The sequence below is a fragment of the Bizionia sp. genome (assembly GCF_048259285.1).
Lineage (GTDB): Bacteria > Bacteroidota > Bacteroidia > Flavobacteriales > Flavobacteriaceae > Algorimicrobium > Algorimicrobium hallyeonense.
Map to the genome: position 1 here is coordinate 137,682 of NZ_JBLXHU010000002.1, position 22,187 is coordinate 159,868.

Sequence of the window (22,187 nt, forward strand, 5' to 3'; positions counted from 1 at the left end):
CATGAATTCAATTAAAATTTTTACAAACTATTATCTTGGACATTTAGATATTGGATTGTTATCTGGTTTGGGAGCCCATTTATTATAAGGTGTCATATCAAAATTATTCACCTCATCCATAGATAAACCTAATGCTTTAGCTACACCTTCTCCGTATTCCGGATCTGCCTTAAAACAGTTTCTAATATGGCGAATTTGAATAAATTTCTCGGCGCCACCTACTTCAGCTGCAGTATTTTTAAAGAGTAAACCGTCTTTTCCATCCGCTTTAATAATGCGAAATAAATTACCAGGTTGTGTATAATAATTTTCATCATCGTCTCTAAAATTGTGTGCATAAGCGTCACCATTTAACTCTAAAGGTGGTTCTTTAAATTCTGGTTGTTCTTGCCATTCACCGTAACTGTTAGGGTTATAGTGTAAAGTGCCTCCATGGTTTCCATCTACTCGCATGGTTCCGTCTCTATGGTTAGAATGGTAAGGACACGTTGGTTTATTTACTGGAATTTGATAATGATTAACGCCTAATCTATAACGTTGCGCATCGCCATAAGAGAATAGTCTTCCTTGAAGCATTTTGTCTGGAGAGAATCCAATACCTGGAACAATATTAGTCGGGTTGAAAGCGGCTTGCTCTACATCTTGAAAATAATTTTCTGGATTTCTATTTAATTCAAATTCTCCCACAGGAATCAATGGGAAGTCTTTTTTAGACCATACTTTGGTTAAATCGAAAGGATGAAAACGGTATGTTTTGGCTTCGGCTTCTGTCATTACTTGGATAAACATTTTCCATTTTGGGAAATCCTTTCTTTCTATAGCATCAAACAAATCAACTTGCGATGATTCTCTATCCATACCAACAACTTTAGCAGCTTCTTCATTAGATAGATTTTCAATACCTTGTTGCGTTACAAAGTGAAACTTCACCCAATGTCTAACATTATCTTTGTTGATCAGGCTGTATGTGTGACTACCAAAACCGTGCATATGTCTGTAACCTGTTGGAATACCACGATCACTCATTACTATAGTAACTTGATGTAAAGCTTCTGGTAATAATGTCCAAAAATCCCAATTATTATTGGCACTCCTTAAATTGGTTTTAGGATCGCGTTTTACAGCACGATTTAAATCTGGAAATTTCATTGGGTCGCGAAAGAAAAATACTGGTGTATTGTTTCCTACCAAGTCCCAAATACCTTCTTCGGTATAAAACTTTAAAGCAAACCCTCTAATATCTCTTTCGGCATCGGCCGCACCTCTTTCTCCTGCAACCGTAGAAAATCTGGTAAACATATCCGTCTTTTTACCAACTTCACTAAAAATTTTTGCTTTGGTATATTTGGAAATGTCATGAGTGACTGTAAAAGTTCCAAACGCACCTGAACCTTTGGCGTGCATTCTTCTTTCTGGAATGACTTCGCGATCAAAGTTTGCCATTTTTTCAAGAAACCATGCATCTTGCATCAACATGGGGCCTCTTGGTCCTGCGGTTTGCACGTTTTGATTATCTCCAACTGGTGCTCCAGTCTGCCTTGTGAGTTTTGGTTTTTTATCCGCCATTTTTTTGGTTTTTATAAGGTTTTGTCAAGTCATTCAAGTTACAATTTTTAAGCTACTTTACAAATAGCTTTAACCATTATTAGCAGGAGTGAAATTGGCATTCATTCTCGGGTTGGACTTTTTCATTTTACTTCCGCAAAATAGCTTGTGTGGTTGTTATGAAATTAAGGCAGTAAACAAATCTGCATTGTCATTTAAGTATTGATAATTAAATTTTCTGTGTTTTAATTGGTCTTCTATTTTTTGAAAATCTCCTTGGTTTTTTAATTCAATTCCAACCACTGCCGGACCACTTTCTCGATTCGTCTTTTTTGAAAATTGAAAATAGGTAATGTCATCATTTGGGCCTAAAATATCATTAACAAATTCTTTTAATGCACCTGGTCTTTGTGGAAACTGGACAAGAAAATAATGCTTCAAGCCTTCATATAGTAAGGATCGCTCTTTTATTTCTTCAGTTCGGGAAATGTCATTATTGCCGCCACTAACAACGCATACTACATGTTTTCCTTTTATTTTTTCCTTATAAAAGTCGAGAGCAGCAATAGTTAATGCGCCTGCTGGCTCGGCCACAATTGCTTCTTCATTATACAAACGTAAAATAGTTGTACATATCTTCCCTTCTGGGACAAGGATAATATCTTCCAAATTATCTTTACAGATTTCAAATGTTTTATCTCCTACACGTTTTACAGAAGCGCCATCTACAAATTTGTCAATCTTTTTTAATGTTGTATTTACACCTTTTTTGATGGAAATTGACATGGATGGTGCACCAGCTGGCTCCACCCCAATAATTTTTGTGTTTGGACTTAATTTTTTAAAAACCGAACTGACTCCTGCTGCTAAACCGCCACCGCCTATTGGTACAAACAAATAGTCAATAGGTGTGTGGTGGTCTTCCAAAATCTCTAAAGCGGTTGTTCCTTGGCCTGCCATTACTTGTTCATCATTAAAAGGATGAATTAAAATAGCGTCAATTTCTTGACAAAAACGGTTAGCTTCCTCAAATGCTGCGTCAAATGTATCACCTAATAAAACCACTTCAACCTTATTCTTACCAAAGAGTTTAACTTGTTTTGTTTTTTGAAGAGGGGTTGTGACAGGCATAAATATGGTTGCTTGAATGTTTAATTTATAACAAGCATAAGCAACGCCTTGCGCATGGTTTCCGGCACTAGCGCAAACAATAACTTTGGCTTTATCTTGGTTTGAAAGTGACATTATTTTATTGTAAGCACCTCTTAATTTGTAAGAGCGCACAGGCTGTAAATCCTCGCGTTTTAAATAAATTTGGGCAGAAAATTCTTCGCTCAAGTTTTCGTTTTTCATTAGTGGCGTATGCATAGCAATACCTTTTATGCGCTCTTTGGCTTGATATACTTTATCTAATAACTCCATTACTTAGTGGGTCTTAATTTACGTACTTCTAATCCTGTTTGCCACAGTTCGCTGTTTTTCATCGCAGTTAATTCTTCTTTTAATTTTATACGGTAATCCGGTTTGCTATTGGCTTCAATCACTATTTCAGCTTCTTTGCCAGAAACGACATTGTCGTACAATTTATTCAATATAGGTTCAGTAGCTTCGCGAAATTTACCCTTCCAATCTAATGCGCCGCGTTGTGCAGTTGTTGAACAATTGGCAAACATCCAATCCATACCATTTTCGGCAATAAGCGGCATTAAACTTTGCGTAAATTCTTCTACAGTTTCATTAAAGGCCTCACTTGGTGAATGCCCACGTTGGCGAAGTACATTAAACTGTGCTTCAAAAATGCCTGCAATAGCACCCATTAAAACACCGCGTTCTCCTGTGAGGTCGCTATAAACTTCTTTTTGAAAAGTGGTTTCAAACAAATATCCTGAACCAATGGCAATACCTAATGCCAAGGCGCGTTCTTGGGCGTTTCCGGTAGCGTCTTGGAACACGGCATAGCTGGAATTCAATCCTTGCCCACTTAAAAATAAACTTCTAAGTGATGTGCCTGAACCTTTTGGGGCCACCAAAACAACATCGATATCCGAAGGCGGAACAATGCCTGTTTTATTATGAAATGTCACGCCAAATCCATGGGAAAAATAGAGTGCTTTTCCTTTGGTTAAGTGTTTTTTCATGCCTTCCCAAGCTTGTATTTGCCCGGCATCTGAAAGTAAATTCATGACGATAGTTGCTTTTTTGCAGGCCTCATCTAATTCGAAAAGTGTTTTGCCTTCTTCCCAACCATCAGCTCGTGCCTTTTTCCAGCTCGTTGTTCCTTTTCGTTGTCCAACAATCACGTTGATACCATTATCTTTTAAGTTGAGTGCTTGCCCTGGACCTTGAACACCATAACCGATAACGGCTACGGTTTCACCTTTTAATACGTCTTGTGCTTTTTTAAGTGGAAATTCGTTACGTTTTACAACGTTTTCTTGTACGCCTCCAAAATTTATTGTTGCCATAATTCTTATTATTTATTGTTTATAATTTGTGATTTAATTCTTCTAACTCTTTTAAATAGGTGCTAAATTCTTTCATGGGTTTTGTTACTGCTACACGTCCAGAACGTGCAAATTCAAGTACACCATAAGGTTGTAAGTTTTCGAACAGCAATTGGGTTTCTTTTACATGTCCTGTTTTTTCTATGACCATAAATTTTGGGTCTACCGTAAGTATTCTTGCATGATGTTCCCGAATTACTTTTTCCACATCACCATTAGTTAAAGTGCCTGTTTTTATTTTATACAATGCGATTTCTTGATGTACGACTTCAGAATCTTCATGTGCGAATGCTTTAAAAACATCTATTAGTTTTTCGAGCTGTCCGATAACTTTTTCTACTTGCTCTTTTGTTGTTCTTAAAACAATGGTATATCGAAACACTCCCTTTACTTCCGATTCGGAAGCTGTAATACTATCGATATTGAGGTGGCGACGCGTGAAAATAATTGTTACCCGATTCATCATCCCGATGCTGTTTTCTGTAAAGACGGATACTGTATATGTTTTTTTCATTTTTTTTTAGTTTAAACGAACTTCTGATACAGAGGCTCCGGTTGTCATCATTGGAAATACATTTTCCTCTTTAGCGACCATGACTTCTAACAAGTAAGATCCGTTGTGATTTAGCATTTTTAATAGATTTTCTTTTAAGTCTTTTCTAGCTTCAATTTTGGAGGCTTCAATACTATACGCTTTAGAAAGGGCTATAAAATCAGGGCTGATCATATTTGTAAATGAATAGCGTTTCTCAAAAAATAATTGTTGCCATTGACGTACCATCCCAAGAAATCGGTTATTTAAAATGATGATTTTTATATCTACATCACTTTGCAAAATGGTCCCCAATTCTTGTAGCGTCATTTGAAAGCCTCCATCTCCAATAATGGCTATTACCGGTTTATCCGGTGCACCAAATTTTGCTCCAATAGCAGCCGGTAGCGCAAATCCCATGGTTCCCAAACCTCCAGATGTAATGTTGCTTTTTGTTTTATTGTATTGATAATAGCGCGCTGTCATCATTTGGTGTTGACCCACATCGGTAACGACAACTGCTTCTCCGTTGGTGATTTCTGAAAGCATTTTGATGACCTCATCCATTTTCAATTCTTCGGAATGTAATTCGTTGGCACTTTCTTGCAATGTGTCTATTTCAACTTGTTTAGCGTCTTTAAATTCCTGAAACCAAGAGCTATGGACTTTTTTATGAACCAATGCTGTTAATACTTTTAAGGCTTCTTTGGCATCCGCATGAATTGGAACATCTGCTTTTATAATTTTATTTAATTCCGAAGCATCAATGTCTACATGAATAATTTTTGCCTGTCTGGCATACCTAGAAACATCGCCAGTAACTCTATCGTCGAAGCGCATACCGATGGCGATTAGGACATCGCACTCATTTGTTTTTATGTTTGCGGCATAATCACCGTGCATGCCTAAATATCCGGCATAAAGTGGGTGATTATTGGGAAATGCGCCTAATCCTAAAAGGGTTGATGCTACTGGAATTCCTAACTTTTCAACAAACTCCACTAATGCCTGCTCTGCATGAGATAGCATAATTCCCTGTCCAATTAGTAAGTACGGTTTTTTTGCGGCATTAATTAATTTCGCTGCGGCTTCTGCAACCGATTTGCGCAACTTTGGCCTAGGATAATAACTTCGGATATTCGTACATGTCTCATATTTGAAATTGGTTTGGCCAAATTGCGCATCCTTGGTAATATCAATCAGTACAGGGCCTGGACGTCCAGATTGTGCAATGTAAAATGCTTTTGCAACAGCGGCAGAAATATCGTCTGCTCTGGTAACTTGACAGTTCCACTTGGTTATGGGCATGGAGATTCCCACCACATCCGTTTCCTGAAAAGCATCGGTGCCCAAAAGATGGGATGATACTTGGCCTGTGATACATACCAAGGGCGTGGAATCAATCATAGCATCTGCTAAGCCAGTAATTAAATTGGTTGCGCCTGGTCCAGAAGTTGCGAATACCACACCTGTTTTCCCTGATGTTCTAGCATAACCTTGCGCGGCATGAATGGCGCCTTGCTCGTGACGGACTAAAATATGATTTACGGATTCTTCATAGTCATACAAGGCATCATATATGGGCATAATGGCTCCTCCGGGATACCCGAATATTGTATCAACTTGTTCGGTTACTAAAGACTCGACTACAGCTTTAGCTCCTGTCATTTTTATTGAGTTCATTTCTGTTTTTTTTTTTTTTTTAAGAATTATTTGTCAGTTACGCAACCTGTTGAGGCGCACGACACACATTTTGCATATTTATATAAGACACCTTTTGTGGCTTTGAGTTTTGGTGGGTTCCATTCCGACTTTCGTTTGGCTAGTTCTTGATGGTTTACGTTTAACTGAATGGTATTATTTTTTGTGTCAATGATGATTTTGTCGCCATTTTCAACTAATGCAAGTGTCCCACCGTCATGAGCTTCGGGTGTGATATGTCCCACCACAAATCCGTGTGTTCCACCAGAGAATCTGCCGTCGGTAATTAACGCCACGTTTTTCCCCAGTCCAGCACCCATAATTGCCGAAGTTGGTTTTAACATTTCCGGCATACCAGGTCCTCCTTTTGGACCACAGTAGCGAATCACCACCACATCTCCCGATTTTACTTCACCGCTTTTTATGCCGTCAATTGCTGCGTATTCATCGTTGTAAACTTTTGCTGAACCTTCAAAATATTCTCCTTCGTTTCCGCTGATTTTAGCAACACTCCCTTTGGGTGCCAAATTCCCAAAAAGGATTTGTAAATGTCCAGTCGATTTTAAAGGAGATTCCAATTGAAGAAACACATGTTGTCCTGCGGTTAAATCTGGAATTTCGGCCATGTTTTCTGCGACAGTTTTTCCTGTCACGGTTAAACAATCTCCATGAAGCAAGTTGTTGGCGAGTAAATATTTCATCACTGCAGGAACTCCACCAACAGCATGTAAATCTTCCATTAAGTATTTTCCACTTGGTTTTAAATCTGCCAAAACAGGAACTTTATCGCTGATTTTTTGGAAATCTTCTAACATTAATTCGAGATCTACGGAATGTGCCATCGCGATTAAATGCAAGACAGCATTGGTAGAACCACCCAAAACAGTGACCATGGTAATTGCGTTTTCAAATGCCTTTTTGGTCATGATATCTTTGGGTTTGATGTCATTTTCGAGCAAAACACGAATAGCTTTTCCGGCAGCTAAACACTCTTGATTTTTCTCAGCGCTCAAAGCAGGATTCGAAGAACTGTAAGGCAAACTCATTCCCAGAGCTTCAATGGCAGAAGCCATCGTATTTGCAGTGTACATTCCGCCACAAGCACCAGCACCTGGACAGGCATTTTTGATGACGCCTTTGAAATCCTCTGGACTTATGGTGTTGTTAAATTTCTTGCCCAAGGCTTCAAAAGCCGAAACGATGTTCAAAGGTTTTCCTTTCCATTTTCCTGAATGAATGCTTCCACCGTAAATCATGATGGCCGGACGATTTAATCTGCCCATCGCTATGATAGAGCCAGGCATATTTTTATCGCAACCCACCACGGCTAAAACGGCGTCGTACCATTGTGCGCTCACCACCGTTTCGATTGAATCAGCAATGACATCACGGGAAACCAATGAAAATCGCATGCCATCTGTTCCGTTGGAAATCCCATCACTTACGCCAATCGTGTTGAAAATTAATCCCACAAGGTCTTCGTTTTGAACACCTGTTTTAACTTCTTTCGCCAAGTCGTTTAAATGCATATTGCAGGTATTTCCTTCGTAACCCGTGCTCACAATCCCGACTTGCGCCTTCTGCATGTCTTCTTCGGTTAACCCAATTCCGTAAAGCATAGCTTGTGCGGCAGGTTGAGATTCGTTTTGCGTGATGGTTTTACTGTATGTATTTAAAGTTTTCATGATAACGTTGTGCTGAATGTTGTTGCTGTTGTTGAACTTTCTCTCACCTTTTTCGAATAAGCATCTTGTAATTTCTTCCCCAATGAATCTTTCCATGCTTTTGGAAATACAGTTTCATCAACCGATGCAATTCCAATGACTTCAGCAGCTGTTCCACAATAAAAAGCGCTGTCTGCTGCAAATAATTCTTTAGGTTCAAAAAGTCCTTGTTTAATTTGGATTCCGTGTTCTTCGGCTAATTCTAACACTGTTGCGCGCGTAATTCCGGGAAGAATATTTCCCAATTGCGGCGTGAATAAAGCGCCATCTTTTTCGAAGAATAAATTAGCGCCCGGACCTTCTGCCAAGAAACCATCGCTATCCAAAAGCAAGGCTTCGTCATAGCCTTTATCTTTGGCTTCATTTGTAGCAAGAATCGAATTCACATAATGTCCGCACACTTTTGCTTCAATTTTGATTGAACGGGGATGAGGTCGGCAAAAAGAGGAAACCGTTAAACGCAATTGTTTGTCGCCTAAATAAGCGCCCCATTCCCAAGCGCAAATCATGATGGAAACATTGTTTGGGCCTGTCAATGACATGTTGGGATCGCAGAAAACCAAAGGACGAACATAAGCATCAGATAAATTATTTTTCTTTAACAGCATGTAAGTTGCGTCTACTAATTCTTGAACATCATAATGAAATGGAATTTGAATAAGCTCTGCCGATTTTTTCAAGCGTTCGTAATGTTCTTGAGATTTAAAAACACGTGTTCCATCTTCGGTTGCATAAGCGCGAATCCCTTCAAAAACACCGTATCCGTAGTGAAGTGTTTGACTGTACAAATCTGTGGAAGCTTCATTGGCTTTAACAAATTTCCCGTTTAAGTAGATTAGCGTGTCGTTGTTGTAATACATATTGGTTTGTTTTAAGTTTGACTTTAATTGAATAAAAAAAGCCTTTCCCAAATAAATGAGAAAGGCTTGAAATGGTGCAATACCAGCCTGACTCACTCGATAGAGTAAATAATAATAATGCTGATAATAATAATGTTAGTAACTGTTTTCATATGTTGATTTAATAAAAATAAAAAAGCCTTTCTCAAGTGTATGAGAAAGGCTTAAAATTGGATACTACCAGCCTGACTCACCCTGTGAAGCGAATAATAATGCTGATAATAATAATGTTTGTTTGTGTTGTCATTTTACACCAAAAAAAAGCCTCCTGATTTATCGGGAGGCTTTCTAAATATGTTATATATATTCTATAGCGTTCCCTCTGCAGATGTGATAATCACATTTGCAATACGAATTGAAGGAATAATAGAAAAATTTCTCATTGTTGTTTTTAATTTCGAGACAAATGTATTTAAATAAATTAAAACAAGACTAAAATAATTACAAAAAATAAAAATTGATTCTTTTTAAGTTGAAACTGTAATTATTTAATAGCGGAAAATATCATTCATAAAAGAGGTTAATTTTTAATCAATCTACCCGTGAATTTTGCCTGATAACTATTACGTGCTTTTACAATATACATTCCAGCTGACAATTCCGAAACACTGAAGTTTTGTTTGGCTTCAAATACTCCAGAAAATTCTTTGATAAGTTTCCCGGAAACATCATATAACTTCAATTCTGTAACTGAATGATTAATTGAAAACGTATTTTTTGTAGGTGACGGGTGGACTACTAGATTTTCATTTGTTTCGTTTAATGTGTCCATGGATAAAGTTGGGTTTAAAGTGCCTTCAAGTTCAATAGTTAACGTGCTATTGTTATTATAGGTTACCGTTACCGTACCATTTCTTATGTTTTGCGTGGTATTGGTTAGAACTGCCTGAATATTAATACTAGCGTTAGCACCAAGTAGCTGATTGGTATACGTGCTAGCCAAAATATAATCTGTTCCTGTAATGGAAATAGTATCAATATAGGTGCCTGTTGTTCCGCCTGTATTACTTAATTCCATATCAATAGTTACCGAGCCATAGTCTAGACCATATTCAAATGTTTTGGTTGTTTCATCTGTTGCAAATGTGCTATTAACATTTGCCGTCCCTGAAGCGTCATCAGGGCCCAAATATTCCATATTTCGGATAATTACACCTCCTGATGAACCGCCTGCAACATATAAAGTATTACCGGAAACAATAGGTTGAAACCCATGTCTAGGGTAGTTTAAACTACTTCGTGTTGTCCATGTATTTGTTGTTGGATTAAAGGATTCAACTATGGAAACCTGACCATTATTGGGTCTGTTAAATGTAGTTTCGCCACCAAGGGTATATATTTCATTATTGTAAATTATAACACCCAAACCTGCTCGGGGATTAGGTAAATTGTGACTGCTATTTAATGTTGTCCATTCCGCGGTGCTAAAATCATACACATCTACTTCGGGCACTTGTGGTTCAAATAATCCACCTGGACCACCAGTTAATCGGCCCCCAATGGCATAGAGTTTATTGGCAAAAACTGCAGCTTGAAAATGATCGCGCTCATGTGGTGCATTAGTTAATGGAGTCCAAACGCCTGTGGTAGGATTAAATTCATCAAAATACGAAACATAACCCCCGCTATGTCCATTATTATTACCACCTACAACATAAAATTTATTGTTGTAAACGGCCAATCCTGCCGCTCCGCGCTTGCGTGATTCAGGGATTTCCATACCTTGAATCCATTGTTCTGTGGCAGGATTATACATGTAAATATAATCAGCACTTTCTTCAGGATTTGGAACATTTGTTTTAAAGGCTCCAATTACCCAAATAAGCCCTTCGAAACTGATGGCTTGAAAGTGGTTAAATGATTCTGGAGCTATGCCACCTTGTTCCCATGTATTCGTGGTATAATCATAAACATCCAGTCTTTGTGATGATTCTCGTCCACCAAACATGACAAATTTATCGCCAGCTTGAACAAAACCAAATTCATGCCGCGCTACATAATTTTCACTTTCGTTTTTTTCAGTCCAAGTTTGTGAAAACCCATAATTAAACTGTAAAAAGCTTAGGCAAAATATGGTGAACAAAAAAGGGCTGTATAATCTTGTGATTAGCATTGTTTTAAATTCGATTTAATTATTGCGAAAAAGTATTTCAAGGTATTGATTTTGAGTGTAAACCATGATTAATTGATGGATAAATCGTTAAACATGCTAATTTCATCGTTTATTTTAATTTTTACAAAACTCCTGTTAGTGTTATATCTATTTTTCGACCAAGAAGAATATTTGTATTTTTGAATAAATATTTTGGCATGGCACTCAATAACAACACTAGTTCACCTATAAAATTGCTTATCAGTTTTCATAAGCTCTTTGATCAATATGAACTACTGGCTCAGAGTGAAAATGTATGGATGGCGGAAAAAGCCAAATCTGTTCTTAAAATTGCGGAAATGTACCCGGAATTGAAAGCTGGTTTTTCGGATATGTCTCTAATTAAAAAACGAGAAACACAAATTGCTGAAATTCTTCAAGACACTTTTAATCCCTTACTCACAAAAAACGAAATTAAAGCAGCGACGGCACCGTTTAACGATGCTATTTTTAATCTTTCAGAGCGCTTTAAAAGTATTATAGCTGCTGCAGGTAAGGATTTTAAACTTGAAATTAAAAACATGCCGGATGATGATAAATACATCATGGCATGTACTATTATTTTGAATACTTATTACGGTTACGATTTTAATTTTAGGAGGCCATTTCATTATGAAATACCGGATAAAAATGGCATTATTCGTTTTTATAAAATCCTTTATAATGCTGATTTTACGGAAGTCATAAAATCGAGTAACGCACCAAACATTACACAAGAGGATATTGATTCACTTCTGGATAATTTTGATGATATTACACTTTGGAAAAAACTATTTCCTGAAAATGGATATACGCTAAAAGGATTTGTAATCTCTAATATATTTGATGTTACTGATGATTTTGCCATTTCCGAAATCAAATCAAATCTAATAGCAGAAAACAAACGACAGGATAAAAATTTTATTAAAGATCTTCAATCTATATTTCAATCGTTTTTAAAAATTACAGATATCAAGGTCGGATTTTCGGTTTACAATAAAGATGAAGGCATCTTTGAGCGTGTATACGGTGAAGGTATGCACAGTTTTCTATTAAATGATAATCCTATGGGTAATTGTGCAGATATGTTGTGCAAATCGTCTTATAAAAAATTACTGGAAGAGAACAAGCATGTTGCTGTATCTAATGTTGAAAAGACCTTTCATTTAACGCAAGGAAAAGTTCCTCATATAAAAATGTTATATGAACAAGGATTTAAAAGTGCCATTTTTGCGCCTATTGCAAATAAAGACGGCTTGATGGGGATTTTAGAATTAGTTTCTAATCAGCCAAAGGCTTTAAACAGCATTAATGCAAATAAGTTGGAAGATGTTATGCCATACATTGTTGCAACGGTGGAGCGTAGTAAAACTGATCAGGAAAATTTAATAGAAGCCGTTATTCAACAGGAATGTACATCTATTCATAAAAGCGTTCATTGGCGTTTTAAACAAGCAGCGCAAGCATTTATTAAAGAAAATATACTTCAAAATAAAAACATTCCCTTTAGAGAAATTGCGTTTGAAAACGTTTATCCATTATTTGGGCAAATTGATGTTAAAGGGTCATCTGAAGCCAGAAATTTGGCAACACAAAAAGACTTGACTGATCAGTTAGAATTAGCAAAAGCCATTATAGATAAAGCGAATACAGATTTAAATATGCCAGTTTATGATCAGGTGGCTTTTCAAATCAACGCCTTTCTAACGCAAGTTAAAAAAGCTTTTAAAGTGGATAGTGAACATGTTATTTCATTGTTTTTAAAAAATGAAGTTTCATCAATGCTAAATCTTATAAGGAAAACAAACGCCAATTTAGTGCCAGAAGTTGATAATTATTTTGAGCAAATTGATAAGGACCTAAAAGTGTTGTACACGCACAGAAAGAACTATGATGAAACCATTAGTTTAATTAATAAAAACATGTCCACAATTATAGATGACAGACAAGTGGAGGCGCAAAAAATATACCCTCATTTTTTTGAACGCTATAAAACAGATGGAGTAGAACACAATATGTATATCGGTGAATCCATTACACGAGAAGATAGTTTTAGTCTTATTTATCTCTATAATTTAAGACTTTGGCAAATTCAAGTTATGTGTGATATGGAAAACGCGTTTTATAGCAATCAAGACTTATATCCTTTAAAATTGGATATGGCTTCAATGATTTTGGTTTTTAATCAACCGTTGTCTATCCGTTTCCGCATGGACGAAAAACAGTTTGATGTAGATGGCACTTATAATGCACGTTACGAAGTTGTTAAAAAACGTGTGGATAAAGCTTTTATAAAAGGTACCGAAGAACGGGTTACCGAAAAAGGGAAGTTAAGTATTGTGTATTCGCAGCAGGACGATGAGGAGGAATACTTACAGTATGTTCGGTTTTTTCAATCTAAAAATATGCTCGATACAGATTTGGAGGTTTTAGAATTACAGGACTTACAAGGTGTAACAGGTTTGAAGGCTATTCGCGTTAGCATTTTATATCGTAACAATAAAACGGATAGTACAAACTACTATACTTACAATGACTTAATGGATGTTATAGAAAATTAAAATTTTGCATTTTAAATGAAATAGCAAATGCTAAAACAGAAATTATAATACCAATCATAAAGATAGAATAAGTAATTCTTAAAATACGATACTTTCTATCTAGAACCTTCCCAAGGTAGTAAAGATCTTTAGTTAAAGAGCTGTATACGTAATTCTTGTCCTTTAATAACTCATCTATAGCCCATTCAAATTCTTCTAATTTCATTTTATGAAAGTTTCCAAAAAAGGTTAAATTAACCCGTTTCTCGGCAACATCCTCTTTGGTGAATTCGCCACGTGTAACATTTGGCCTAGTAGCAATAACTGATAGGATAATAGAGGTGACGCTAAACACCACGAATACCATAGTGGGAATTATTAAATAAGCATTGGATGGATTGTCTAATTTTGAAAATAAGTTAGAAATAATTAAGGATAAAATAATGGCATTTACCGATAGTAAAATATTGGCTTTTGTATCTGCAATATCGCTTAATTTTATGTGGTTCCGTAAAGCAACACGATAAAATGTTTGGATACCACGCTCGGGACTTTCGTTTTTATATTGCGCTTTGTATTTCGCTTTTAGTTTTTCTTTTTTTAATTTCTTATTAAACTTATTTTTTGCACTAATCAGGTCCGAAAGGTTTTTGTCTTTCTGTTCTTGCCAGTTTTTAATGGCGTAATCCGTTAGGAATTCATGTTTTTCAGAAAGCATTTTAATGTTTTCATCTAGCCATTCGCTAGCCGAAAAATTGACTATACCTTGAATTTCTAATTCTTTACGAAGAAATTCACTTGTTTCATTAAAATAATCTTTCCCAAAATGAGAGGAATCGGCATCACGCATAATTTTTTCGTGAAGAGTTTTTGGTACACACTCAAATTGTGTTGCTAAAATGCAGTTGCTTATGGCACCGATTGTTTCTGGATCTACATGATTTTCAGTTAAAAATGCTTGGGCAATTTTAACGCTTTCTTGTTCATGATCATCAATGGTTTTGGTATAGCCTGTATCATGAAAAATGGCAGATAATTGGAGCATTTCGGCATCTTTTTCAGAAATATCAGTATGTGCTATAATTTCTCGAAGACTTTTCAAAACCCGCTTTGTGTGTTTTAAATTATGATATAAGAAAGAAGAATCTAATTCATCTTTAAATAAATCAAAAACATAGGCTTCAGCTTTTTCTACAATATTTGTCATAAGTTTAATTCAAGATACTTTAGACGTACAAATTACTAAAAAATTACTATAATTTAAGGCTAATTGTATTTTGTAAGGAATAAGATAATACTGCGACAAATAAATTTCTTGTTTATATGTTTTACTTCGTTGTTTTGTCGGAGTTTTTATTTTACACGGATTAAACAAAAATGAACTATTTTATCAATTAAAGAAAGTACAAGCTTATGTTAACGTGGAAAGAGGTTATCAGTTTTAGTGTGAATGGAAATCCAACACCAGACCGTCGTGTTGAAAAAACAGAAGCCGAATGGCGTGAAATTTTAACCGACGAGCAATTCAGAATTACCCGTAAAAAAGGAACAGAAATGGCTGGAACCGGAGCGCTTTGTAGTGTGTATGAGGCTGGAAAATACAATTGTGTTTGCTGTAACACACCTTTGTTTGATTCAACAATTAAATTTGATTCTAGTTCTGGGTGGCCAAGTTTTACCCAGCCTATAGAGGAAAATGCTATTAAATATGAAAAGGATTCTACCTTCGGCATGGTGCGTGTCGAGGTCATGTGCAATACCTGCGATGCGCATTTAGGTCACGTATTTCCTGATGGACCAGAACCAAGCGGCTTGCGTTATTGTGTAAATTCAGAATCGTTGGTTTTAGAAACAAATACATAAAATAGAGAAAGGAAAAACAGTGAAAACCATCACTTTATTTGGTAGTGAAAACTGCCATAAAACAATTTATTATCAGAATTTTTTTGAGTCCCGAAATCTTAAATTTACGTTTCATGATGTGCTAATGAATGACAACTTTGCACAAGAATTACGTAACTTATACCCAAATGGAAATTTGCATTTCCCCACAATTTTAATTGATGAAAAACGATTGCGAAACCCAAAAGACAAGGACTTATTAAAATGGCTAAACAAATAAAACTCAATATTAACGATAGCTTCAATAAAGAACTACCCGCAGATCCTATTATAGAAAACACGAGAAGGCAGGTTACTAAAGCATGTTTTTCGTATGTAAAACCGAAACAAACCGCAAATCCGAAAATGCTTCATGTATCTCCAGAGATGTTAGATAATTTAGGTTTACCGGAAGCCGATAGTCAATCAGATTCATTTTTAAAGGTTTTTACAGGTAATACCGTATTAGAAAACACCAAGCCGTATGCTATGTGTTATGGTGGCCATCAGTTTGGAAATTGGGCAGGACAGTTGGGTGATGGTCGCGCTATTAATTTATTTGAAGTCCAACATAATAACAAAAGTTGGGTAGTACAATTAAAAGGTGCTGGAGAAACACCGTATTCCAGAACGGCTGATGGCTTGGCTGTATTGCGTTCATCTATTCGGGAATATTTGTGTAGCGAAGCCATGCATCATTTAGGTGTGCCAACTACCAGAGCGCTTACTTTAGCCTTGTCGGGAGATGCCGTGTTGCGGGATATGATGTATGATGGCAATGCAGCTTATGAAAAAGGTGCGATTGTTTCAAGAGTTTCTCCAAGCTTTTTACGTTTTGGCAGTTATGAAATTTTAGCAGCAAGACAAGATGTAGAAACATTGAAAACCTTGGTAGATTATACCATCAATCATCATTTTTCACATTTAGGGAAACCATCAAAAGACACCTATATTCAGTTTTTTTCTGAAGTTTCACAACGAACCTTACAAATGATTATTCATTGGCAACGTGTCGGTTTTGTACATGGTGTTATGAATACGGATAACATGTCCATTTTGGGTTTAACAATAGATTATGGACCTTTCGGTTGGTTGGAGGATTTCAATTTTGGATGGACGCCAAACACAACAGATAGTCAACATAAACGCTATAGATATGGCAATCAGCCAAATATTGGGCTGTGGAATTTATACCAATTAGCTAATGCTCTTTTTCCATTAATTGAAGATGCTGAAGCTTTAGAAGCGATACTTAATCAATACAAAATTGATTTTGAAACGCAATCGCTACAAATGATGCGGAACAAATTAGGTTTAGTAATAGAAGTTGATTTGGATGCCCAACTCATTCAAGAACTGGAAGATAATTTACAACTATCCGAAACCGATATGACTATTTTCTTTCGAAGTTTAGGTGATTTTAAAAAAGAAAACCCATTAGACGGCTTAAAAGTAGTAGCCAACTCATTTTATAATCCGACAGATATTTCAGATGCCATCAGACAAAAATGGAATTTATGGTTCACACATTATGCTGCAAGACTGCATAAAGAATTGAAATCTGAATCGGAACGAAAGGAACAGATGAATATGGTAAATCCAAAATATGTGTTGCGAAACTACATGTCGCAATTGGCCATTGATGCAGCAGATAAAGGTGAATATAGTTTAATTAATGAGATGTTTGAGTTACTCAAGCAACCGTATGCTGAACAGCCACAAAATGATAAATGGTTTGCAAAACGACCAGATTGGGCTAGACATAAAGCGGGATGTTCCATGTTGTCCTGTAGCTCTTAATCTAAAAGAAAGGATATTTATGCTTTTAAAGCGCATACAAAATTTACCAATTGGTTATTCTGAAGTGTTTTTCAATAATGTTAAATACGGAGTAACACGTTCCGATTTTAACAATGGGAAGAGTTATAAAATTTATGCTGAAGCCTTAAATGGTAACGATTTTGTCAGCTTAAATTATTATATTACGAATACAAAAGAGCACCTAAAGCCTTGTGAAATGGCAGAAATTAAGGTGGTTAATTTTTTAAATAATTATAGATTAATTTAATAATACAATACAATGAGCAATTATAAAAAAGCATATATAGCAGGTGGTTGTTTCTGGGGAATGGAAGATTTATTTCGCACCCAAAAGGGAATTAAAGACACAGAAGTGGGTTACATTGGAGGTGAAAATGATAATCCAACTTATAAAAATCATCCAGGTCATGCGGAAGGTATTGAAATTACCTACGATGAGAATGAAACCTCCTTTAAACACATCTTGGACTATTTCTTCCGGATACACAATCCAACAACGGTTGATAGGCAAGGTAATGATATTGGGTCTAGCTACCGTTCGGCTATATTTTTTCAAAATGAAGATGAAAAAGTTCAAGCTGAAGAAATTATTAAAATTGTAAACGATTCTAATAAGTGGGAAGGTAAAGTAGCAACCACATTAGAGCCGTATTCAAAATTTTGGGCGGCAGAACCGGAACATCAAGACTATTTGGTTCGGAAACCAGATGGTTATACCTGTCATTTTGAGCGATTCAGTGATAGTTTTATATAAAAAGTACTATAAACAGATAATAAATTAATTATGAAAGCCATTTGGAACAATCAAATATTAGCCGAAAGTGATAATACTGTTGTAATTGAAAACAACCATTATTTCCCGCACGACAGCATTAAGAAAGATTTTTTTAAATCTAGTAATACCCATACTAACTGTCCTTGGAAAGGCGAAGCCTCCTATTATACCTTGGAAGTTGATGGAAAGCAGAATGTAGATGCTGCTTGGTTTTATCCTGAAGTTTCATCATTAGCCAAAGGCATTAAAAATCACGTGGCTTTTTGGAAAGGTGTGGAAGTTGTAAAAGACTAATGCATGAGTTCTATTTCTAAAATTGCTTTAGGAGGTGGCTGTCATTGGTGCACAGAAGCTGTTTTTCAATCTTTAAAAGGTGTGGAAAAAGTGGAGCAAGGGTATGTGGCTTCCATAGGCGAATATGAGTCGTTTTCAGAAGCCGTTATAGTCCATTTTAATTCCAATTGCGTTAATTTAAAAACACTAATTAATATACATTTGTTAACGCACAAAAGTACGGTAAATCACAGCATGCGAAACAAATATCGTTCGGCTGTATATACGTTTTCAGAGGCTCAACATTTAGAAGTAGCCATGCTCATTGAAAGTTTTCAGCAGGATTTCGACCAAAAATTGGTAACACAGGTTTTAACTTTTTCAGATTTTAAAGCGTCGCGAGAAGCCATTCAAAATTATTATCGAAAAAATCCTGAAAAACCATTTTGTGAAACGTTTATTAACCCTAAACTAAAGTTGCTTTTGCAACAATTTTCTACCTATACGGATCAGGAAAAATTAAAACATTTATAAGCAGATGAAAAGCACGAAACTCAATATTCAGAATGAAAAAGGCCATAAACTACAAGCATATTTAGAGTTGCCTGCTAATCAGAAACCTAATAATTACGCTGTTTTTGCACATTGTTTTACCTGCTCAAGTACCTTAAGCGCTGTTAAAAACATCAGTCGGGCGTTAACCAATCATGGTTTTGGCGTGGTGCGTTTTGATTTTACAGGATTAGGAAGAAGTGAAGGCGAATTTGCTGAAAGTCATTTTTCAGCTAATGTTTCGGATTTGTTGGCTGTAAATACCTTTTTAGAAGAAAATTATAAAGCACCTAGTTTATTGGTTGGGCATTCATTGGGTGGTGCAGCCGTTATTACAGCTGCCTCAAAATTGGACAACATTAAAGCCGTTGCAACCATTGGCGCACCAGCAACCGTGGGTCATGTTACTAGATTGTTTTCACATGGGTTGGACGAGGTTAAAGATAAAGGAGATGTTGAGGTAAATATTGGCGGACGACCATTTAAAATTAACCAAGAGTTTGTGGACGATTTTAGTAAAACCAATCTTCCAGAAATCACAAAAAAATTACGCAAAGCTATACTTATCATGCATGCGCCTTTTGATAAAACAGTAGGAATAGAGAATGCCGAAAAACTATATCATAATGCGCACCATCCTAAAAGCTTTGTTAGTTTGGATGGCGCCGATCATTTGCTATCTAATTCGCGGGATAGCGTTTATGTAGGAAATATGATTGGTCATTGGGTGCAACGTTATTTTGAGCCTCAAGAAAACACCATGTTAGATGCAGGTGGAGAACAATTAGTTGCCCATTTAAATTTAGAGGAAGACCATTTTACAACGTCAATTCAAACCAAAAGACACAGTTTTATTGCGGACGAACCAGAATCTGTAGGAGGAGATGATTTTGGACCGTCACCATACGATTATTTAAGTGCGGGATTGGCGGCTTGTACAGTGATGACGTTAAAATTATATGCCGAACGAAAGAAATGGGATTTGCAAGAGGTTTATGCTTATATTACCTATTCAAAAAAACATAGCGATGATTTAATGCTAGATATTGAAAAACCAAAACGCATAGATCACTTGCAAAAACGTTTGAAATTTGTAGGTAATTTGGATGAAGATCAAAAGAACCGATTAAAAGAAATTGCCTCAAAATGTCCTGTGCATAAAACCTTGCAAAGTGAAGTAATTATAGAAACTGAACTTATTTAAGATGACTTTAAAAGAGCAATTCCAATATACTCGTAGCCGATTTTTAGAAATTTGTAAACCGCTAAAAATTGAAGACTATTCAGTACAACCTGATGTTTTTGTGTCACCACCAAAATGGCATTTAGCGCATTCAACATGGTTTTTTGAGCAGTTTGTTTTGTGCAAATTTGTTGAGAATTATCAGGTTTTTGATGAAGATTTCGCATACCTATTCAACAGTTATTACAACAACGCAGGAAAACGGGTTTTACGTCCTAACCGTGGATTAATGACGCGTCCTTCAGTAAAAGATGTATATAAATATCGGGATTATGTTGATTTGAAAATGTTGGCTTTCCTAAATGATAATCCATCACAAAAAGCATTAGATATTGTTGAATTAGGTATTAACCATGAACAGCAACATCAAGAGTTATTTTATTATGATATTACCTATATTTTAGGAAATCAGCCCACGTTCCCAACTATTAAAAATAAAATTGAATTAAAGTCGCTTTCTTCAAATTCAGCATTCATTAAAATTTCCGAAGGACTATACAATATTGGTCACAAAGGCAAAGGGTTTTGTTATGATAATGAGCTAGGGAATCACCAAGTGTTTCTCCAAGATTTTGAAATTAGTAATCAATTGGTCAGTAATGGCGAGTTTTTCGCGTTTATACAAGCCGGCGGATATCAGGATTTTAATTTATGGCATGCCGAAGGGTGGGATTTTATTCAAGAAAATAACATTACAGCTCCATTATATTGGCATGAAGTGGATGATGTTTGGTTTCATTATACCTTAAATGGATTTGTGCCTGTAGATAAAAATAAACCCGTAACCCATATTAGTTTTTATGAAGCATTTGCCTTTGCCGAATGGAAACAAATGCGCTTACCGACAGAATTTGAATGGGAAGTAGCATCCCAAAAAATTGATTTCGGGCAATTATGGGAGTGGACCAATAGTGCGTATTTACCGTATCCAAACTTTAGTAAAGCGCCAGGTGCTTTAGGCGAGTATAATGGTAAATTTATGATTAATCAAATGGTACTTCGTGGTGCTTCCGTAGCAACCGTAAAAAACCATAGTAGAAACACGTATCGGAATTTTTTCCATCCAGACATGAGGTGGCAATTTTCGGGAATTAGACTTGTAAAATAATATGAATGAAACGTTTGCAAAAGATGTGGTGGCAGGTTTAACGGCCAAAGAAAAACACCTGTCTTCTAAATATTTTTATGACACGAATGGTAGTCGCATTTTTCAGGAAATAATGAATATGCCTGATTACTATTTAACCGACTCTGAATTTGAAATTTTATCACTCCAAGCCAAACAAATTGTTGATGCTGTAGCGTTTAATAAACCGTTTAACATTATAGAACTGGGTGCTGGTGATGGTTTTAAAACCTTCAAGCTATTAGAATATTTGGTTAATGAGCACATTGCTTTTAACTATGTTCCCATTGATATTTCACAAGAAGCAATTGATATACTTTCAGAAAAATTGCATGAACGTTTGCCGGAATTATCAATACAGCCGCAAGTAGGTGATTATTTTGAAATTTTAAATGAAAAATTTCAGGGAAACACGCCCAATTTATTACTGTTTTTAGGAAGTAATATTGGAAATTACTTAAAGGACGATGCTATAGATTTATTAAAGCTGTTTAACAACGTTATGAATTCGGGTGATAAGCTTTTAATTGGTATGGATTTAAAGAAAAATCCAATCACCATTAAGAATGCTTATGATGATAAAGAGGGTATCACGAAACGTTTCAATTTAAACTTATTAATTAGGATGAATCGGGAATTAGAGGCGGACTTTAAAATTGATGATTTCGATTTTTATTGTTATTATAATCCAGAAACAGGTCGTGTAAAAAGTTATATTGTTAGTTTAAAAGAACAGACAGTTTTGTTTAAAAAGCTTAATAAAACGATCCAATTCAATCAAAATGAATTGATTTGGACCGAATTATCCAAAAAATATAGTCTTTCGGAAATTGAAAAATTAGCGACAATTTCAGGATTTAAATCAAAACAACATTTTTTAGATTGTAAACATTACTTTACGGATAGTCTTTGGGAAAAATAAGGCTGAAATAATCTAACG

At 35.9% G+C, this 22,187-nt stretch carries 20 protein-coding genes; 11 read left to right on the forward strand and 9 right to left on the reverse strand.

Annotation, left to right across the window (positions count from 1 at the left end; translation table 11 throughout):
* Positions 1-30 precede the first annotated feature (30 nt).
* From ACN0QX_RS01635 to ACN0QX_RS01670, 8 genes are all read right to left on the reverse strand, one after another.
* A complete protein-coding gene (locus ACN0QX_RS01635; protein ID WP_417195170.1) occupies positions 31-1,566 on the reverse strand; it encodes a catalase in 1,536 nt (511 codons plus the stop codon).
* Between the two features lie 156 nt (positions 1,567-1,722).
* Positions 1,723-2,967, reverse strand: coding sequence for a threonine ammonia-lyase IlvA (ilvA, locus tag ACN0QX_RS01640; protein WP_248396037.1), 1,245 nt, complete (start codon positions 2,965-2,967; stop codon positions 1,723-1,725).
* A complete protein-coding gene (gene ilvC / locus ACN0QX_RS01645) occupies positions 2,967-4,010 on the reverse strand; it encodes a ketol-acid reductoisomerase (protein WP_417195172.1) in 1,044 nt (347 codons plus the stop codon). The genes ilvA and ilvC overlap by 1 nt, the downstream gene beginning before the upstream one ends.
* Positions 4,011-4,029: 19 nt before the next feature.
* Positions 4,030-4,563: an acetolactate synthase small subunit gene (gene ilvN / locus ACN0QX_RS01650; RefSeq protein WP_417195174.1), complete on the reverse strand. Its 534-nt coding sequence runs from the start codon at positions 4,561-4,563 to the stop codon at positions 4,030-4,032.
* 6 nt (positions 4,564-4,569) lie between these two features.
* The gene (gene ilvB / locus ACN0QX_RS01655) at positions 4,570-6,264 is read right to left on the reverse strand and encodes a biosynthetic-type acetolactate synthase large subunit (protein WP_417195176.1); all 1,695 of its coding nucleotides are present in this window, start codon (positions 6,262-6,264) and stop codon (positions 4,570-4,572) included.
* A 26-nt stretch (positions 6,265-6,290) separates the two neighbouring features.
* Positions 6,291-7,967 (reverse strand): dihydroxy-acid dehydratase, encoded by a 1,677-nt coding sequence (ilvD, locus tag ACN0QX_RS01660; RefSeq protein WP_417195236.1) that lies wholly within the window; start codon positions 7,965-7,967, stop codon positions 6,291-6,293.
* Positions 7,964-8,866, reverse strand: coding sequence for a branched-chain amino acid transaminase (locus ACN0QX_RS01665; RefSeq protein WP_417195178.1), 903 nt, complete (start codon positions 8,864-8,866; stop codon positions 7,964-7,966). Before ACN0QX_RS01665 ends, ilvD begins: the two co-directional genes overlap by 4 nt.
* A 559-nt stretch (positions 8,867-9,425) precedes the next feature.
* Positions 9,426-11,018, reverse strand: coding sequence for a T9SS type A sorting domain-containing protein (locus tag ACN0QX_RS01670; RefSeq protein WP_417195179.1), 1,593 nt, complete (start codon positions 11,016-11,018; stop codon positions 9,426-9,428).
* A 197-nt stretch (positions 11,019-11,215) separates the two neighbouring features.
* Here ACN0QX_RS01670 and ACN0QX_RS01675 point away from each other — a divergent pair, with 197 nt between their 5' ends.
* On the forward strand, positions 11,216-13,597 hold the full coding sequence (locus tag ACN0QX_RS01675; RefSeq protein WP_417195181.1) for a GAF domain-containing protein: 2,382 nt from the start codon (positions 11,216-11,218) through the stop codon (positions 13,595-13,597).
* Here ACN0QX_RS01675 and ACN0QX_RS01680 read toward each other — a convergent pair.
* Entirely contained in the window at positions 13,584-14,783 is a 1,200-nt protein-coding gene (locus tag ACN0QX_RS01680) for a Pycsar system effector family protein (RefSeq protein ID WP_417195182.1), read from the reverse strand. The genes ACN0QX_RS01675 and ACN0QX_RS01680 overlap by 14 nt on opposite strands.
* A 206-nt stretch (positions 14,784-14,989) precedes the next feature.
* On the opposite strand from ACN0QX_RS01680, the gene msrB reads away from it, so the two are divergent.
* Genes msrB through ACN0QX_RS01730 form a run of 10 tightly spaced genes read left to right on the forward strand, consistent with a single transcriptional unit; the run spans position 14,990 to position 22,169 of the window.
* A complete protein-coding gene (gene msrB, locus ACN0QX_RS01685; protein WP_248396018.1) occupies positions 14,990-15,439 on the forward strand; it encodes a peptide-methionine (R)-S-oxide reductase MsrB in 450 nt (149 codons plus the stop codon).
* Between the two features lie 19 nt (positions 15,440-15,458).
* Complete coding sequence (locus ACN0QX_RS01690) at positions 15,459-15,698, forward strand: glutaredoxin family protein (RefSeq protein ID WP_248396015.1); 240 nt, start codon at positions 15,459-15,461, stop codon at positions 15,696-15,698.
* The gene (locus ACN0QX_RS01695) at positions 15,683-17,257 is read left to right on the forward strand and encodes a protein adenylyltransferase SelO (protein ID WP_417195184.1); all 1,575 of its coding nucleotides are present in this window, start codon (positions 15,683-15,685) and stop codon (positions 17,255-17,257) included. Before ACN0QX_RS01690 ends, ACN0QX_RS01695 begins: the two co-directional genes overlap by 16 nt.
* A gap of 19 nt (positions 17,258-17,276) precedes the next feature.
* A complete protein-coding gene (locus tag ACN0QX_RS01700; protein ID WP_417195186.1) occupies positions 17,277-17,525 on the forward strand; it encodes a peptide methionine sulfoxide reductase in 249 nt (82 codons plus the stop codon).
* Positions 17,526-17,537: 12 nt separating this feature from the next.
* The gene (gene msrA / locus ACN0QX_RS01705; RefSeq protein ID WP_248396009.1) at positions 17,538-18,032 is read left to right on the forward strand and encodes a peptide-methionine (S)-S-oxide reductase MsrA; all 495 of its coding nucleotides are present in this window, start codon (positions 17,538-17,540) and stop codon (positions 18,030-18,032) included.
* Positions 18,033-18,062: 30 nt separating this feature from the next.
* Positions 18,063-18,347, forward strand: coding sequence for a DUF427 domain-containing protein (locus ACN0QX_RS01710; protein WP_248396006.1), 285 nt, complete (start codon positions 18,063-18,065; stop codon positions 18,345-18,347).
* Between the two features lie 3 nt (positions 18,348-18,350).
* Positions 18,351-18,860 carry a peptide-methionine (S)-S-oxide reductase gene (locus ACN0QX_RS01715; RefSeq protein ID WP_417195189.1) on the forward strand — a complete coding sequence of 170 codons (510 nt, stop codon included), beginning with the start codon at positions 18,351-18,353 and terminating at the stop codon, positions 18,858-18,860.
* A gap of 4 nt (positions 18,861-18,864) precedes the next feature.
* Positions 18,865-20,082, forward strand: a complete 1,218-nt coding sequence (locus ACN0QX_RS01720; RefSeq protein ID WP_417195191.1) for an alpha/beta fold hydrolase — start codon at positions 18,865-18,867, stop codon at positions 20,080-20,082.
* A gap of 1 nt (position 20,083) precedes the next feature.
* Positions 20,084-21,229, forward strand: coding sequence for an ergothioneine biosynthesis protein EgtB (gene egtB / locus ACN0QX_RS01725; protein ID WP_417195193.1), 1,146 nt, complete (start codon positions 20,084-20,086; stop codon positions 21,227-21,229).
* A gap of 1 nt (position 21,230) precedes the next feature.
* Positions 21,231-22,169: an L-histidine N(alpha)-methyltransferase gene (locus tag ACN0QX_RS01730; RefSeq protein ID WP_417195194.1), complete on the forward strand. Its 939-nt coding sequence runs from the start codon at positions 21,231-21,233 to the stop codon at positions 22,167-22,169.
* Positions 22,170-22,187 lie beyond the last annotated feature (18 nt).